Here is an 18070-nt window from a genome sequence, read left to right on the forward strand (position 1 = left end):
TGACGTGCCGTAAAGGCCGTGCCCACCTTGTCCGGGACCACCACCGTGTTGGCGCCCGGATTCGTGCTGCCGCCAAAGGTCAGCGCCGTCATCTGGTAGACGCTCGCAGAATCGGTTGGACGCCTCCGAACGGTCAGCTCGTCACCATCCTCGGCATCGTCGTCGTCGGAGTCGGCCCAACCGGGATGCGTCTGGTAGAAAATCTGCTCGTGAATGTTGGCGATGTCATCGTTGTCGCTGTCCTCAAACGCATCACTCACGCCGTCGTTATTCGTGTCGTAGAGATGCGGATTGAGCCCCCGTTCTCCGCGAGCCAGATGGGCCAGCGAAGCCAGGTACTCATAGAAGTTGGTGAGTCCGTCGCCGTCGGGATCGCCGTCCCCGCCGTCGTCGCCGCTGCCCATGCGCGGGTCGAGACCGTACGCTTCCTCCCACCAGTCGGGGATACCGTCCGTATCGGTGTCGCCAGACGGCAGGAACCCGTAACGGGAGGTTACGCCGACCAACGCATTCGTCACGACGGCCCCGCCTTCGACCTGTCCGGCGAAACGCCAATCGGTCCGCCATCCCGCCGCGAGGGTGAAGTCCTCAACCGTTGCGCCGCCATCGTCGAATTTGAACCAGCCCGCGAGCGTGCGCACGATCACCTGGCCGCCACCGCCACTGCCGTCGTCAAGGTTGGGAAGAATGTTGCCTATGTTCAGACGACCGCCGCTGACGCACCGGCCGTCAAGCGCCGGGATCGGGTCGACGTTACCGAGCAGCGCAGCCTTGACCGCCGTGTAGTTCAGGCGGCCGTCGACCGAGAGGATTAGCGTCGCCGCGCCCGCCACATGCGGGCAGGCCATCGACGTGCCGCTCATGAGTTGGTAGGCGTTGCCCGGGGCCGTGCTGAGAATGTCCACCCCCGGCGCACCCAAGTCAACGGTGGTCGCGCCATAGCAACTGAACCCGGCCATCGCGTCGCGGCGGTCGGTTGCCGCCACCGAGACGATGTTGTCGAGGTCAAACGATGCAGGATAGAAGGGCAACGCGTCGTTGTCGGTGCCGTTGTTTCCGGCTCCGGCGACGTACAGGTGGTCGTTCTCGCCGGCAACCCGGATGGCATCGTACATGGTCTGCGAGAATCCGATCCCGCCGTAGCTGTTATTGCTGACGCGGGCACCCATGCGCCACGCATACTCGATGGCCTCCACGATGCTGGCGTCGGACGCGCCTGTGCCGGCATCGTCAAATACCTTGAGCGCCATGATCCGGGCTGTCCAGTTCACACCCGCCACACCCACGGCGTTGTTGCCGACCGCGCCGATGGTTCCGGCACAATGGGTCCCATGCCCGTCACTGTCCATGGGGTCGCTGTCGTTCAGCTCAAAGTCGTACCCGTACACGTCATCCACATAGCCGTTGCCATCGTCGTCAACGCTGTTATTGGGAATCTCACCGGGGTTGACCCACATGTTGGCCGCGAGATCGGCATGGTTATAGTCGACACCCGTATCAATCACCGCGACGATGACGTCGCGATTGCCGGTGGCGACATCCCACGCCTCGGCACCGTCGATATCGGCGTCCGCGACGCCGCCGTCCTGCCCGGTGTTGTTCAGGCCCCAAAGCGAGCCAAAGTCGGGATCATTCGGGAAGGTCTCCGTCAGGTGACGGATCTGGTTCGGCTCGACGTATGTCACCGATCCCAGCGCCTGGAGCTCATGCATCAGGACGTCGGGGTCTTGACCGTCCGCCAGCGCGACATGCATCGCCGGGACAATCTTGAAGCTGCGCTTGACGATCAGCCCCTTGGCTTCGATCGCGGCCTTGGCCGTGCTCATGGCGCCCTTCGATCCCACGCCCACCAGGAATTCGCGTGGCACGGACTGTGGCTGCACCTCCGAAGCCTGGCCGACCGTACGCAGAACGGTATTGGTGGCGTCTTGATTCCCAAGGGTAACGAGCTGCCCCCCCATCATCTGCCGGATGTCGGCCGCCGATGAAACCAGAGCCGAGAGCCTCACGTCGTCAATCGCGCCTTTGAAGCCGTTGATCACGCCTCCGTTCGCGCCCACAGCGCCGCCACCGATGGACAGCTCGCCGGCAAGCGCCCGGCCTCTGCCGGAACCCATGACAGGCACCGCCATCGCGTCGGTTCGTATCGCCACCAGCGTCCCGTCAATATAGAGCGACAAGAGCGCATTGGACACCGAGTACGTGGCAGCCAGATGCGTCCAGACAGCGGGGGCGACCCAGACAAAGTCACCGAACGGATCATTGACAATGGTTGTACCGGGTTCATCCCAGGCCAACCGATGCTCGGCCACCACGGCAGCGGTGCGGCTGTTGTAGCGCACATACGGGCGCAGGGTGCCGCCAACTTTTTCCACGCCCATCTCATAATTGACGGTGTTGTCGCTGAACGTGCGCGCCACGACCACGCCGCCCGTGCTGCCCGCATCCGGACGAATCCAAGCGGCCAGCGTCCATTCCATCATGGAGTGCCGGCCCTGAGGCGGCACGACCATCCGACCGCTACCGTCCAGCACAAGCCCACGCGGAATCAGCGGGTCGGTCGAGCGCAAGGGGTCAGACTTCCCAACCTGCACATCGTTCTGCGTCACACCCGCGATCTCCGAGTAATCGTCCAGCCCGTCGTCATCGGTATCCCACAGATCGGGCCGGGTGCCGTATTCCTGCTCGAACAGATTGCTCAAGCCGTCATTGTCCAAGTCGCGCTCACCGTCAAAGATGCCGTCGTCAAATGTGGAGACATAACCCGGATGGAGTCGCGCGTGGTATTCGTACAGCGCGGAGAGCCCGTCGTTATCGTCGTCGCTCTCACCGTTACTGGAGAAGATGTCCCCATACAGCGCGATTTCCCAGAAATCGGGCAGGCCGTCAACGTCCTCATCGACGAAGACTGCGGCCCGGATCGGCGTGTCGCCCGACACGACCATGGCCGCGCCGTTGGTCAGCCCGCCGGCATGGGCCCAGTTATTCAGCCAGCCGCGCGGCGGCAGGGCGAAATCCTCGACGGTATCGCCAAAATCGTCGAACCGGTAGTAGGCCACCGGCATCGCGCTGGCGTGTTCGAACGTCCGGTAGGCGTTGGCGCCCAACTCGGATGCGGTGAAGGCGACGTCCCAGATGCGCATCTCGTCAATCTGCCCGACGAATCCTTCGCCCACGCGGTTGATACCCGAACCGGAGATTCCGAGGGCTCCGGGCTCGACCGTGACGGTTTTCCAAGCCACAGCCACGCCGTCAACATGGAGACGCAGTTCCCCGGCGGCGACGTCGTACACGCCCGCCAGATGGTACCAGCGATTCGTCCGGTCGAGTGCGACGGGAGCGATGACCGTGCGTTCCACGACATTGGTGGCGTACACGCCCACGAACCGGGTGTAGGGCTTGAATCCATCAAAGCCCAGTTCGTAGTTCACCGCATTTCCGCTACGGCGTGAGACGATGCGACCGTCGCCCGTGAACCCCCCATCCAGCCGCACCCAGGCCTCGACGGTCCAGGATCCGGTCAACCGGAAGCGCATGTCATTGGGCATCTCAACGTACTGGTTGCCGGCGGTCAACGCCAAGACGCCCGAGTCGGTCGGTGAGAGCGAGGCGTTCGGCAAGGTGAACCCATCGGCATTATCCGCCACTTCGACGCCATCCTCCATGCCATCATCGTCGGTGTCTGGCTTACCGGGATGGGATCCGTAACGCTGTTCCTCCCGGTTGGTCAGCCCGTCGCCATCCGTGTCGAGGTCGCCATCAAAGATACCCGGCATGGTCTGGGGGTCGTTGGGGTTGGTACCCGCGAGCCACTCAGAGGCGTTCTCCATCCCGTCCAGGTCGTCATCGTCCTCGCCGTCCAGGATGCCATCGCCGTCTGTGTCGGGATCCAGCGGATTCAGCCCGTGTTCGATCTCCCACTCGTCGGGGAGGCCATCGCCATCGGTGTCGGTCAACGATCCCGTGATGGGCGTCCATCCGTCCTCGCCCAGCTTGATGATCGTGGCCGCGCCCACCAGGGTGCCAGCGTCTTTCCAGCAGACGGACCAATTGTTGCTGTCCGCCGCCGCAAAGTCCTGCACCTGCCCATGGTGCCACGCCTGCGGGCCAAACGTCCCGCTCGTGCCGCTGGCGGCCGTGCCGGTATCCGCCGTGTCATCGTCAAATCGGTAGTCCAACACGGTATCGGGCGATCCGTTGATCAGGACCGTGTCGAGATAACCGGTCAGTCCGCGGCCGATGAGGGTGTTGACCAACCCAAACCCGCTCTGCGCGGGACGCTTCGCCGTATTCACGAACGCCACCTGCTCGTCGTTGAGGATGAGTTGGAGTGTGCCCGCCTTGACGTCGAACCGTCCGCGAACATGTGTCCAGACGTTGAGCGGCAGGGCGCGGAAGCTTGGCGCGACCAGCGTCACGTTCGTCGACAGGTCGGAGGCCGTGAAGGACACGAACGGCCGGCGCTGGCTGTCGATTGCGAGGCGGTAGTTATAGACACCCGCCTGTACTGTGCGCACAATGATGTCGGCGGTGCCGGCCGGCGTCGCGGTCGGATAGACCCAGGCGCTGAGATCGAAGCCAAGCAGGCTGAAGCGTGTGCTGTGCGGCGCCCGCACGTAGCTGTCGGCGCTGCCGTCCAATTGCAGAGCGCGCGCCTTGGCCGGGGAGAGCGCATCCGTCGGATCGGAACCGTACGCCACTTCCCATGCGTCGGTGTGGCCGTCATCGTCCGTATCGCGCAGGCGCGGATCGGTTCCAGCCATTTGTTCGGCGAGATTATTGAGCCCGTCGCCGTCGTAATCCTCGAGCCCATCCAGTACGCCGTCATTATCACTGTCGCGGTCGTACGGATTGGTGTCGGAGAGATACTCGTACAAGTCGTTCAGACCGTCTCCGTCCGTGTCAGCCCCCGTCGGGCCGATCACGCCCGTGCCGTTGGTCGAGGCCGCGTTGGTGGAGGCCTGGTAGCTCAAGCCGTATAGGTTCTGCCACCAGTTCGGAATCAGATTCAGATCGTCATCGAACTCGCCGATTTCCAGTGCCGCAGTCGTGTTGGTCACAAGGACGCCGCTGAGCGCGTATCGCGAGTCGAGGCGATACGAGAAATCCTCCGCCGTCTTTCCGCCGTCGTCGAACAGATAGTAGGCGATCGGCATCGGCGTCTGGACGATCACCGTGTTGGTGCTGGTGCTGCCGCTGGCCACCTGCAACGCCAGCCACTGCATGAACCGGGACTGCGATCCGTCGGTGTTGCCGCTGGAATGGAATTCGGTGTAATAGGCCTCGCCGGCGCCGAGTGTAAAGCGGAAGCAGATGTCATCCGCAGGTTGCGCGTCATTAACGAGAATGGGGCTCGTCAATGTGGCGCTGCGCGACTGGATGCAGTCCCAGGCGGCCGGGATGTCCATGGTGGCCTGTCCGACATACGTCGCCGCAGACGGATCCACGATCCGAGCCAGGCTGCTGTAGCCGGATCCATACGTGAGTTGCGACGACTCGGGGAAGGCTCCCGTAAAATAATCCCACGAGTAACAGGCCGCGTAAATACGTCCGCCGTTCTGCACGAAATTGCGGATCCTCCGCTGCACGTTCGCATCGTCCGCCGGCCCGCCGACCGAGCACGGGAAGAAAATCGCCGTGTATTGCGAGAACATGGCGTCGGAGAGCAGTTCGTCCGTGGGCACGAAGGTGTACGGCACATTCACCTCACGGAGGCGCTCCTCGATCGGATCGTAGCCGCCCTGCCCCATGATCGCAACCCGCGTGGCATTCGACACGATGGTCGCGTTCTGCTTAACGAAGCCGCCGAGAACCCGGTCCTTCCACGTCTCGATTTCCTCGGCGGTGCGGACCTTGTCCCAGATGCGCAGATCGTCGAGCCGCCCGTGCATGCCGGTCCCGATGCGGGTATACCCTTCGCCGCTGGCGCATTCCTCGAGGCAGCCCTGCGCCTGGAAGGCGACGCCGTTCACGATCAGCTTCAGCGTATTGTTGTCGGGATCCCAAATGCCCGCCAGGTGCGTCCACTCGTTCACGGGGATGGCGACGGTGCCGCCGGCGCGGTACGGCCGGAGGGCGTCGGTCGTGAACTCGATGACCGGCACATTATTCGTCAGGCGCAGACAGAAGTTGGTGCGCCCGGTCACGTTGACGCGCTCGACCAGCACGCCGGTCTGGATGCCGTTCGTCGGCATCACCCAGCATTCGACGGTCCAGGCGGACAGATCGAACCGGTCTCTTGTGGATCCCGCGACCCGGCCCGGCACCGCAATCGTCTTGCCGTCCAGGATCAGACTGCGGTTCAGGCGGGGGCTGTGCGAGTCCACAGGGCTGCTGATCGTGCGGTCGGCACAGAGCTCGTAGGGCGATATCTCCTGGCCGTCAAGGAACCCGTCATCGTCCGTATCGGGGTTCAGCGGGTCGGTGCCCAACAGCACCTCATCGAGATTGCTGATGCCATCATTGTCGGCGTCTTCCTCAGCATCCGGAATGCCGTCATTGTCCGTGTCGACATCCGACGGATTGGTGTTGAGACGATACTCCAAGAGGTTGGAGAGCCCGTCGCCATCGAGGTCGTCGCCAGCCCCCGGCGACAAGTCGCCGAACCAGAGGCGCTCCCACCAGTCGGGCAGGCTGTCCTGATCCAGATCCTCGAAGCCGATGACGCTTGCGGAATCGTTGGTGAAGGTCACATTCTTGATCGCATAACGCCAGTCGAGGAGGTGGATGAAGTCTTCGGCGCCGAATTGGACGGTGTTGGTCGTGCTGTCGTCAAACACATACCAGGCGATGAGTCCGCCGATGGCCATCGCGTCGTATTCCACGATGAACGGCAGGGCCTGCGCGCCATTGGCATCGTACCAGCCGCCGGCTTCAACCATCTGGGCCGGGATCGCCAGAGGCCAGAGGGCGGCATAATTCTGCGCTGCGCCGCCGTCGGGTTCTGTGAACGTGTTGGTCGTGGCCCCCGCAACGGTCCGCCAGACTTCCCAGTTGGCATAGGAGTTGTCTGTCGGCGTGGTGCCATCCGCCCACACCCAGTTACCCTCTTCGGCCGCATCGCTCAAGCCGAGCCAGATGAATCCGCTGTCGCGGGCCAGACCGGTCACAAAGGCATTCTCTCCGGGGTTGTTGATGCTCACCAGCCTGCCGCCCAGCGAGGCGGCATGGGCCAGAGCCTGGTCATAGGTCATCGGCGTGGTGATCAGCTCATAAGCGGTGCCTGCATAGAAACGGTACTGCTCTGGGGTGAGCCGGATGCGTTCCAGCAGCGCGCGTTGCGTCCGCGCGGCATCCAGCGTGGCCACATCAGACCACGGCATGAACAGATCCTTGCGGGTGCTGATCTCCGCACGCGTGCGCGCCCGGTTCCACACGCGGATCTCGTCAATCTTCCCGGTCACCCCGATGTCGCCGATGGTGGTGCGTCCCAGACCCATGGCCGGGCGCTCCAACGTGGCCTGTGCCGTGAAGATGATCCCGTTCACGATCAGCTCCAGCGTATCCCGCTCGGGATCGAAGACGCTGGCGATGTGTATCCACTCGTTCGTGGCCAGGCTGGCGCCGCCGCCCGCGAGCACCCGTCTGCCGGAGCGAGTCTGGAACCAGGTGTAGGGAACATTATTGGAGACGACCACCGCCCAGTTCGTGAAGCCTTTGTACGGTCCGCCGGTGAGCACGCGGCTCATCAGCGATCCGCTGGTGTTGGCTTGGTCCAGCTTGACCCAGAATTCGACCGTCCACGTCGGAAGCGAGAACCGCGACGAGGCAAACGACGGGCCTTCCGGCATGGTCAAAGACTGGCCGCTCAACACTGCGGACCGCCGAATCTCTGGACTGCGGGAATAGAGCGGGTTGGTGAAGTCGAGGATCTCCTGGCCGTCGCTGATGCCGTCATCGTCCGTGTCGGGGTTCAGCGGATCGGTGCCGTAGTAGACCACCTCGTCAAAATCGGCCAGTCCGTCGCCATCGAGATCGTTCCGGCCCGGCGTGCCGGGCGTGCCCAAATCCGTGTCATCCGACAGCGGATTGAGGTCCAAGAGGTATTCGTAGGTGTTCACCACGCCGTCGTTGTCCGGGTCGCTTGCGGCGTCCGACTCGCCCGGGACGAACGGGTCAAAGTCCGGCCAGTAGATGCGCTGCCACCAATCCGGGATGCCGTCCTCGTTGAGGTCGTCATACGGATCAGGCTGGCTTTCGTTCAGGGTCAACGCCGGTGCGTTCGTGTCGAACTGGCTGGTCAGCATGCCCCGCAACGCATAGTGCCAGTTGCCAGAATGCACCCAGTCTTCGGCTCCAAAGGCGATGACGCCATAGTCCATCCGGTTGGTGAGATTCTGAGCGTCGTCGAAGCGGAGATTGACGACCAGCGATCCGTCATTGACCATCGATGCGCCAACAAAGCTGCCGTCATTAAAGACGCGCCAGGGCGAATTCACGATCTTGCCATGCCCGAATTCGATTTCAACAGGGGTGCGCGCCCGCGACCAGATGCGCACTTCGTCCACGAGGCCATTGAGCCCGCCGCCGAGCCAGGCAGCGGCGGTCTCGATCCCGCCGCCGATGTAACCGGGATGGCCGACCTCGTTGTCAAAGGCCATGATGCTTTGCACCAGATCGCCGTCGACGTAAATCTTCAAGGCCTTGGCGACACGGTCATACGTTCCCGCGATGTGGACCCAGTTCGATGCGGCGATCGGCTGTGGCGACAGCGCCAGATAGGTGACACCCGCGACGGTTCGGAACGCCGCGAACGGGTGGTTGTTGCTGATCGCCAGAGAGAACGTGAGCGCCCCCTGGAGCGTTTCGCGGGTCACGACCGATCCCGTCTCGTTCGTGGAATCGAGATAGACCCACGCCTCGACGGTCCAGTTGGTGAGCTGGAGCCGGGTGAAATCCATAATGGGGTTCGGCTCGTACGGCAGCGCGCCCGACTGCTCCGGCAGGAGATACTCATTCGTGTATGCCAGGCGCAGGGCCTTCTCGACCAGCGGCGAGCGCGAGTACGACGGGCTGGTCAACCGGCGGCCGTCGGGTTTCAGGATGCTGCGGTTGATCTCGTCGCCATCCGTGATGCCGTCGTCATCCGAGTCGATGTCTCGCGGCCGGGTGTTCCACACGCGCAGTTCGTCACGATTCGATAGCGTGTCGCCATCGAGGTCGAAGTCTGCGTCACTGATCGGATTCGGCGAATTCTCGCTCTGCCAGGACGACTGCCACGTCGGATTGGCATGCGTCATCCACTCTTCGTAGTCCGAAAGCCCGTCGCCATCGTAGTCTGTCAACGCATTGGCCATGGCCAGCGGATCGGGATAGCGGCCGAACCAGTAGTATTCCCATGCGTCCGGGATGCCGTCGCCATCGGAATCCACTCCAGACTGAACCCAATACCAATTTGAGCCGTCGCCGGGCGTTCCGAGGGGTGTCACCCATTCGATGTCCACTTCTGCGGGGGCGTAGGGATCGGTGGGAATGCGCATGTCGACAATCCGTAGACCGCTGTCGGTGCCATCGAACCAGACGGCGGGTGGCTTTGTGGTGGCGGAAAACTGCCGGGTGGTCGGGGTCATGCCAAAGGCATCGGCTTGTTCAACGGTATTGACGCCGTCCTCCAGCTCATACAAGCCGTCGGCCTGGATATACAGCCATCGGAAACGATTGTTCGCCCGCTGTTGCTGCGGCGATCCGCCTGCGGCGCCCGAGTCCGATTTGCTGATGATGATGCCGCGGCCGATCGGGTTGGCGTAGGGCGACACCTGTTCGTTCTTCGTATTGACGGTATTCAGCAGGCTTCCGGCATTGAAGTGAATGATGAACCGTTCACCCGGATTCCGCTCGTCACGGAACACATAATACTGGTCGACATAGCGCTCCACGGGATACATGAGCAACGTGCGCGGTCCGCTGTTCCGCTGCAGGATCGCCGAGGGGCCATAGTTCAACTCCTGCTGCGTCACACCGTAGGTCACCTTCAGATCGGGATATCCGTGTATCATGCCGCCCGGGATCGTCATGAGGTCCCCGCCCGCCACCGGATTGTTGACGACCTCTGAAGAAAATCTGTCGTAGTCGTACAGGTCGGGCCACCCGAGGACATCGTGGCTTTGTTCGTGCGTCAGCACACCGGGATTGGGCATGTTCATCGCGACGGGCTGATTTTGATTGAACCCGCTGATGTACCGATCGCGGGTCATGGTTCCGTACCCTTGGCCAGCGAGCCAGAGGCCGGGCGAAGCAATGCCGGTCTGATTGACCAGGCCCACCATGTAAAGAGGGATCGAGACGGTCGCCCCGTACTCATAGCGACCATTTCCGTTGAAGTCGTAGAACACCGCGTCACCGCTGGTGACATCCCCGTCCACGTTATCATCGGCGATGATTGACACCGGATCGTACACGCCATTCAGGAGATTATTGGTTCCCGGGAGGTCGATCCACTGGATATTGGCCGAAATATCGATGCCGACAGCGCCTGAAGCGAGCATGATCGAGTTGAACAACACAAACTCGGCACTCCGCTGATTGTAGGGAGGATTCGTTTCCAGCCAAGCCACGCTCTCACCACGACGGAAGATCGTGTCAACCCCGTTGGTCGTATACCCGATTTGGAGGGACTGCGCCTCGGCGAGCTGACCAGCTCGGTTGAGCGGCAGCGAGCCTTGAGGCAGAGAGATCGCCGTGTCGGCATCGTAACGTCCGTTATTGTTGGTGTCGATGAACACATCGTCACCCGGCTGGTAGCCCGGATCGTTCACGGTACGGCAGACATAACGGACCGGGTAGGCGCCTGTGGCATAGCCAGCCGGGTAGGCGGACGTCGCCGACCACAGCACGCCGGTTGTAACCCCTGCGGCGTGGGAGGCCCCGTAGGCGGCATAGATCAGGTCGACGCCGTTTGTGCTGCCGTAATAGGCCTCATTCGCGCCGCTGTATCCGTTGGTCACAGCCCACATCAGCGTGAAGTTGGTCACCGCAGGATAGACATAAATACTGCGGATGAGCCCCGATGCGGCATGACGCGCCCTCAGTCTTGCCGATGTATTGGCGAGACCGTCTCCCGGCCGGAGTCGGCCAGAGAGGTCGCGCAAAACCGGTTCGCTGTCGAATTTGGCGGGCGGCATGCCGTTGATCGTGTCACGCCACAGCAGATCATATCCGATGTCGTAGGTGCCGTTCCCGTTGATGTCAGCCCATCGAACCGTGACAGGCCCGTAGCCGACCGGCTCTTCCTGACTGCCGACAGCGCCGTGGAGGAGCGGTTCGAGTCCATTGAACAGCCCATCATTGTTGGCGTCCACCCACAGCGCGTCCACTTCGGGGGTGAAATCGCCGGAGCTGTCGGTGTCCTCGTAGAGAACCGGCGCCCCAACCACATTCGAGAGGGTGTTCATCGCCGTCGCACCCTCGCGCCAGACGTACCAGCTCGGTTGCAGAATTCCCCATTCGATCCCCGTCCGCCCGCCGACTTGGAAGCTCGTGATCGTGGCGAAGTTTTCGATCACGTCATACGTGTCGACCATGTCCTCGGCAAGCCGTTCCCATCCCAACACGGGCATGGTCCGCATGCCGTCATCCGAGGTCGCGGGATCGGCATCCATGTAGTAGTTGTGACTGTTAACCGGAATGGTCTCCCCCTGGTCAATCAGCCCGTTCAGGTTCCCGTCACGGTTATCCCGCGCGTACGGGATGGAATCAGGCCATGATCGATAAACCGCTTTGGTGAAGTCGTACCCAAACGCTTTGCGATGGCCGCCGCGCGGTCCGGTCGGCGCTCCGCCATCCGTCCGCCACGTGGAGAACTCCAGGTTCATCTGGTTGGCCGCGTCATACCCGTAATTGGCATGTGTATTGTATCCATACGGCCCGGCCGATTGGACGAAGCCATCCCCTCCGCCAATGTCGGCGGTGACCGGATTGTTGTCGCCGCGATCATGACCGGCAATCGATCCGCTCCACGGACTGGTCGCCTCGCCCAGTCGCATATCGCCGCCATCCCAGACAGACCAGGGATTGGCGTCGACGCCAGGGCGGTAAGCCAGTTGTCGCATCGCGCTCCCGGATGCCGAGCCCAAATCGGGATTGTGATACATCGACGAGGCCAGATCGTCGAATTCACGCGGCGAGTCGTAGGTCCACGTGGTTCCGACAGGCGGATGCGTGAGCGAGCCATAGGTCGTGACAGCCACCGGCCCATTGAGGGTCATGTTCGTCACCGTGGTGGACGGCAAGATCTGGTTGTCATCGGTCAACTGCGGTTTCCATTCGCTCATGATCGGAAGCCGGCTCTCGAACGTTGCATACGTCGAGCCATAAGGCCCATACCGATTCAACCACCAACTGCTGTATGACGTAATGGCGGCCGGCCCAACCGAGAAGTCCCAGAAGCTGATCCCCGTTACCAGCGCCGGATTGAAGCCCGTCTGAAGCATCTGGTTGTTGTCGACCTCGGCCCAGTTCTCGGGCCCGTCGTACTTGAGGTCGTCGCAGCGGGCGATCAGGCCGGCAACATCCCCCGCATAGTTGTTGGCAATGTAGTTGGTGTACCGATCATACGACCAGAAATCGAGGGTCGGTTCGGCCCCCTCGGGCAGCACGCCTCTGTTGGGTGTGCCGAACAATCCCGGAACCCACACACCCGTTCCCGCCAGCCCGCCGATCGGATCCCACCAGGATATAAAGTCCGTGAACGGCTCCTCCGCGATCGCGGGCGTCCACTGATCGTCCCCGCCGAGCGCATCGATGAAGGGGTTCTCGATATTAATGAACGGATCGGCGGCGATATCGGTGCTTGCCGGCAGGGTGTACGTGGCCACAATCTCGGGCGCCCCCCACAGGGGCAGCGAATAGTAGAGCGGAACATGGATCTGGGCTTCCACGCGAATCAGATTGTTGGAATCCGACAGCGGCAGGCCATCCGCGATGAACGGACTCGTCTCAAAGAATCTCAGCGGCGGCCTCAATACATGAACACCGTTTGTGAAAACGAATCCAGCAATTTGTACGCCGGGGGCGTTCAGCAGGTTGTTGTACAGAATGATCGGCAAATCCAGATAGGAGTTGATGATCACTTCGTGAGCGCTGCGATACACATGCGGCACGTCGGCGTCATCCACATTGAATTCCAACCGATTGAGATAGCCGATATCGGCATACATCGGCCGCAGGTTGGGCGGAGGCGCATAGTTGTCGCGCACGTAGGTCCACTCGGCATCGCCTTCGATCACCGGGACGGCGTCATTGGTGATACCGTTCCCATAATTCGCCGTCATGGAACCCAGAATGATCTGGGTGATATTCGTGGCCGGCGTCCACACGTCGTCTTTGGGTACGGTTGCGTCCACAAACGGGTTGTTGATGTTCGCCGCAGCCGTCGTGTACGTGGCCGGATCAACCGGCTGACCCCACATCGGCGTCGAGTAATACAACGGGACGGTGACATGAGCCGGATACCGCCTGTTCAGCGGCAAGGGCGTGGTCAAATTGAGATTGTTCAACGAACTGAATCGCCTCGTATCCACCACCACGATGCGATCCTCGGCGGCGATATACATACACCCCCGCTGCTCGGTTCCGGGACTGGCCAGACAAGCGTTGACGGTCGCTTCTGGGATAAATGTCTGCAGCGTAATCCCTTGGGACGACAAGTAGACAAACGGACGCAAGGCTTGATCCTGTTGGTACTCAAAGCGCCCCAACCGCCCGACGCTCGTATAGGGCGGAACCGGGTTCACGGAGAGATAGGCGTGCGACGCATCGCCCTCGTACACCCCATCCGTGTCGTTCGTCACCGGCATGCCGCCGAATGATCCGTAAACGGGAGAACGAACCGTTCCGCCGGGAATCTGACCGGCCGGCGTCCAGACATCGTCAGGCGGGACCGTCGCATCCTCGAACTCGTTCAGCGCGCCCGCGACCGCAGCGGTGTTGGTGTAATGCGCAACACCGTTGGTGTTCACCGGCCGGCCCCAGATCGGCGAGGCGGTATAGAGCGGAATCGAGAGATAGGACCAACTCGCGGGATTGGCAGGCGTTCCGGTCATGTTCACACAGGAAGACCAGAAATCGTAGTCTTTTTCAAGCACCTCGACGCGTCCGCTGACCGCGACAAATCGGTTGTAGGAGTCAACCGGATCGGGATACCGGAACACCGTTCCCGGGGCGTTCGTGCACAGGTCGAGGATGGCACTGACCAAATACACACGGGCCGTGACTGCGTGTGGGCTGACGTTCATCTCGGGCACGCCGAAGGTGTCGTAATTGACCTCCAGACGACCGTTCCGGGCGATATTGGTATACGCCGGACTCGGTATTTCCGACACATAGGTATGAGCGGCGTCGCCTTCAAGATTGGGGCTGGGGTCGCTGGTCACCCAACCGGGACCGCTCGACCGTCCATAGTAGGGGACGCCGCTCTGGAACCAGAGCGGTGGCGTTAAATCGAGCTGGTTGACGGTGAAAGGCCGATTGGTTCCGACGCTTGTATCGGCCAGCCAAATGATGATGTTGGTCACGCCCAACGTCCAATAATCGTAAGCGGGATAACAACTAAAGTCGTAGTCGAGGATCGCATCGCCGACCGCGGGCGAATTCAGGTAGCTGGCGATTGGCCCGAAGTCTCTCAAGGTTCCGGCAATGCCCGTGAAGGCGTGCGTCGGCGTCCAGCGGTCTTCGGCGGGAATGGGGATGTTGATCCCGGAGAACCGGTTGGTAAAATAGAGCGGAGGGGTCAGATCGAGCTCATTGAGACTAACGGCGATATTCGTGCCGTTGTCGAGATCCGCGATGTAGAAAACCGCGTTTGAGGATGCCAACGGGCTGATCGAAGCATTGGCACGGGTTCCCGGCACGTTGGTGGAGACACTGACCGAGAAATCATAGTCGGCAATCACATCACCCACATTCGGGGTGGCTAAGAACGTCTTCACAGGATCGGCCAGCACCTCAACGCCGGTGGCACCGATGACGCGATTGGTGGGCGTCCACACCCAGCGGTCTTCCGCATAGAGGTTGGTGGTTGTGAGGGTGTTTACGCTGTTGTAGTACAGCGGCGGGGTGAGGTCGAATTCGCTGATCATGAATGGAACATTGACTTTGCGGGTCCTGTCGGCGATCCAGAGCACGGCGTTGGTGGTAACCAGTCCGGCAAAGCCGTCGTAGGTCAGGACGCGCGGCGGGGTCCCGGTGCTCACCGACAAAACGGAGAAGTCGTAGTCAAAAAAGAAGTCGCCATAAGCAGACGAATTGAGGAGGGTGCGAAGACCCGCAGAGAGGACAAACTGCGCAATTCCACCGTTGGCACGGTCGGGCGTCCATCGGTCTTCGGCATGAATGTAGGGGTCCCAGCGACCGTTCGGCGGGGTGAGGTTGTTGAAGCCGGGCATGTCCGTAAACCGCTCGCCGGGCGTCCAAAACCCATCCACTAGCGGGTCGTCCACAACCGAATCGGTGGCAACATCGTAACGGCGGTAGCGTACCGCCGGAGTCAGCAAGTCGGCCAGCTCGTCAAAATGCTCGCCACGGCCGTCGGCAAATCGGTTGATGCCGGGATCGCCGATGGGCGCGGAAAAATTAGCCCATCCCGCTGGCGACGCGGCGGCGCCCCTGATAAAGTAGGTGTAGGAGGCCAGGATAGGGGTTCCACCCGCCGCCGCCACATGGAGCCGGAACGAGTAGGCACCGGTGCCGTGGTTCACTGTCCCCGATCCGTCGCCGCCCAACTGCCCCCCACCGGCCGTGTCGGTCAGAAAACGGTTCCCGATCTGAATCGTCAGCGGGCGCCCCTTGAGGGGTATGGGGTCTAACGTTCCCGTGTAGACCGTCGTGACGTCGGCCGAGGCCGTCCCGATCACGGCGCCCGCGATCAGGTCTTCGCTCAGAGCGGTATCGCCGGGATTCCACGCCCAGGGCATCGCGACCTCGCCGGGCGTCTTGGTGTCCATGAAATAGCCGCGCACGGGGAGCCCGTTTGTCGGATTGGCGCGGAAGTAACTCGTTTCGCGCCAATAGCCTTCGTAGAAATTCTCCATCCGCTCACGGACCGTCCCGACCGAAAATCCGGAAGAGGTGTAGTTGCCCTGTCCGTTTTTCGGAAAATACGGGGTGCCAATGTAGGATTTGTGATTGGGCAATTCCGGCCACGCGTTTGCGCGAACCGTAATCACACCCGTCAGCAGAGCGGCCAACGCGGCCAAGACCAGTCCAAAGCGTCCATCTGTCGTGACTGATTTCATAAATGAGTCCTTCCCTCTTAACACCCTTACTTGACGTCCCAAAAATCATCCCCTGCCAGCGCGAGCCCCGCCGCCTGGGCCAGTACATTCAGCTCCGCCTCGCAGGCCGGATCATCGGCCAGAATCGCCCGGCGCAACACGCGCGCCTCCCGGTCAATGTCGCCACGCAACGTGTTGACCGTGCGGATGAACGCATGCGCCTCGGCTACATCCGGGGCGGCGGCCATCGTGCTCGCGTGTGTCCGAGTGGCTTCCCTCGCGGCCTCCTGAAGGGTCGCAATGGACGGATCTTCAGTCCGCAGGGTCTTCCGGAGCTGCATCATCTCCGTCTTGAGCTCAGCCTGCTCCTGTTCGATCTCCGCGAAATGAGCCTTGGCTTCCTCAAATCGCGCCAGAATATCGCCCGGCTCCGATCCAGCGGCGACGGCATTCGTGGCGGAAGCCTGCGCGAGCGCCCCCCTGGCGATGGCAATTTCATTGGTCAACCGGGTGTGAATCGCGCGGTATTTCGGTTGATCTTCCTCCGTGAGATCCTTGGCGTCACGCACCCCCGCCTGCTTCAGGAGCGCCTGACGCGCCTCCTCGGCAGCCGCACCCGCGTCGGCGACCGCTGTGTTGAATTGCTTGGACGCGCCCTTTCTGACATTGTGACGCGCGTCAGAAATCTCGGCCAGTTGCCGGCCGACTTCTACTTTCTTCGCCTGCGCCTCGTCAATCTGCTCCTGGACCTGCTTGATTCGGGGATGGGCGTCGAGCGCCTGTTCCACACGAATCGCCGCCTCGCGGTAGGCCTTTCCCGTTTCGGAGTTGCGACCCTCGCTCTGCCCCGTCGTGTCGCGGGCTTCGCGAATGACTGCCTGACTCTCCCGGACCCGCTCGGCCAGCCCGGCCCGCGTGTTCATCAGCGCCGCGAACGCGGCCTTCCGATCGGCCAGTGTCGTGTCCGCAGCAACGGCTTCCTTCGGCTCGCCGACTGTGGCGTCCGCCGCGAAGGCCATCCGGGTAACCGTCAGCGAAGCGGCGATACAAGCAACCCACGTCGTTCGCACCCCCCACCCCACTAACATTCGCCGGTTATGATTGTGCATCCAACACCCTCCCAGCTTCAACCGACCACCCATGCGCTCGACACACCCCTATCCACCACACTGTCTGGTCCTGCCCAATGACAGTCCATCCGTGTATTATACCTTGTAGGCGGATCGAACCGCCAGCTCTTTTTATGGATTTCGCACTGTCCTGAAGCCATAGCTTGTGTTGGCTCCGTTCGGGCTTGCCAAACCGGTTTCGGCAATCCGACACGTTTCGGCTGGTCCGTTCCAACTGCCCCCAGAAATCGTACGGTACGTGTTCTCATTGCCGGGATACCAGTCGTAGCACCACTCGGAAACGTTTCCAGCCAGGTCGTAGAGTCCGGCGCCGGTCGGGGCAAAAGACCCCACCGGACTGGTGTAGGGCATGGAGCCGGTATCGTAATCCGGGTGCCATTGCTGCGTGGCGCTCGTGTCGTAGACGGCGCGATCAAAAAGCTCGCTGAAGTAATTTGCGCGCGCATGCTGGATCGTGTCTGAATCGCTCCACGGAAACCGCCCATTGGCCACCCCGCCGCGCGCGGCGTATTGCCATTCGGTTACGGTCGGCAGGCGGTAGCCGTTGGCAGCAGAATTGACGTACGGCGCCACGACCAGCCCCGTCCTGTATACCGTGTACGTGTCGGAATCGGCATAATACACTGGCGTGAGTCCCTCTTTCTCGGACCGGGCGTTGCACCACTTCACGCAGTCATACCAATTGACCCCCTGTACGGGATGGTTGGTCCCCTTTCCCGATCCGACTTTATC

At 61.9% G+C, this 18070-nt stretch carries 3 protein-coding genes; all 3 read right to left on the minus strand.

The window, feature by feature from the left end:
- Window positions 1-16229, minus strand: a 16229-nt coding sequence (locus tag FJ222_08380) for a hypothetical protein (protein MBM4164442.1), incomplete at its 3' end; no start/stop codon positions are given.
- A 26-nt stretch (window positions 16230-16255) separates the two neighbouring features.
- Window positions 16256-17317 (minus strand): hypothetical protein, encoded by a 1062-nt coding sequence (locus FJ222_08385; protein MBM4164443.1) that lies wholly within the window; start codon window positions 17315-17317, stop codon window positions 16256-16258.
- Window positions 17318-17449: 132 nt separating this feature from the next.
- On the minus strand, window positions 17450-18070 hold a 621-nt coding region (locus FJ222_08390; protein MBM4164444.1), incomplete at its 5' end, for a formylglycine-generating enzyme family protein.

The sequence above is a fragment of the Lentisphaerota bacterium genome, assembly GCA_016873675.1.
GTDB lineage: Bacteria > Verrucomicrobiota > Kiritimatiellia > RFP12 > JAAYNR01 > VGWG01.

What these genes read in the sequence shown, in the direction of transcription:
- FJ222_08385 (MBM4164443.1), bottom strand. Translation starts at nt 17,317, where the DNA reads ATGCACAATCATAACCGGCGAATGTTAGTGGGGTGGGGGGTGCGAACG.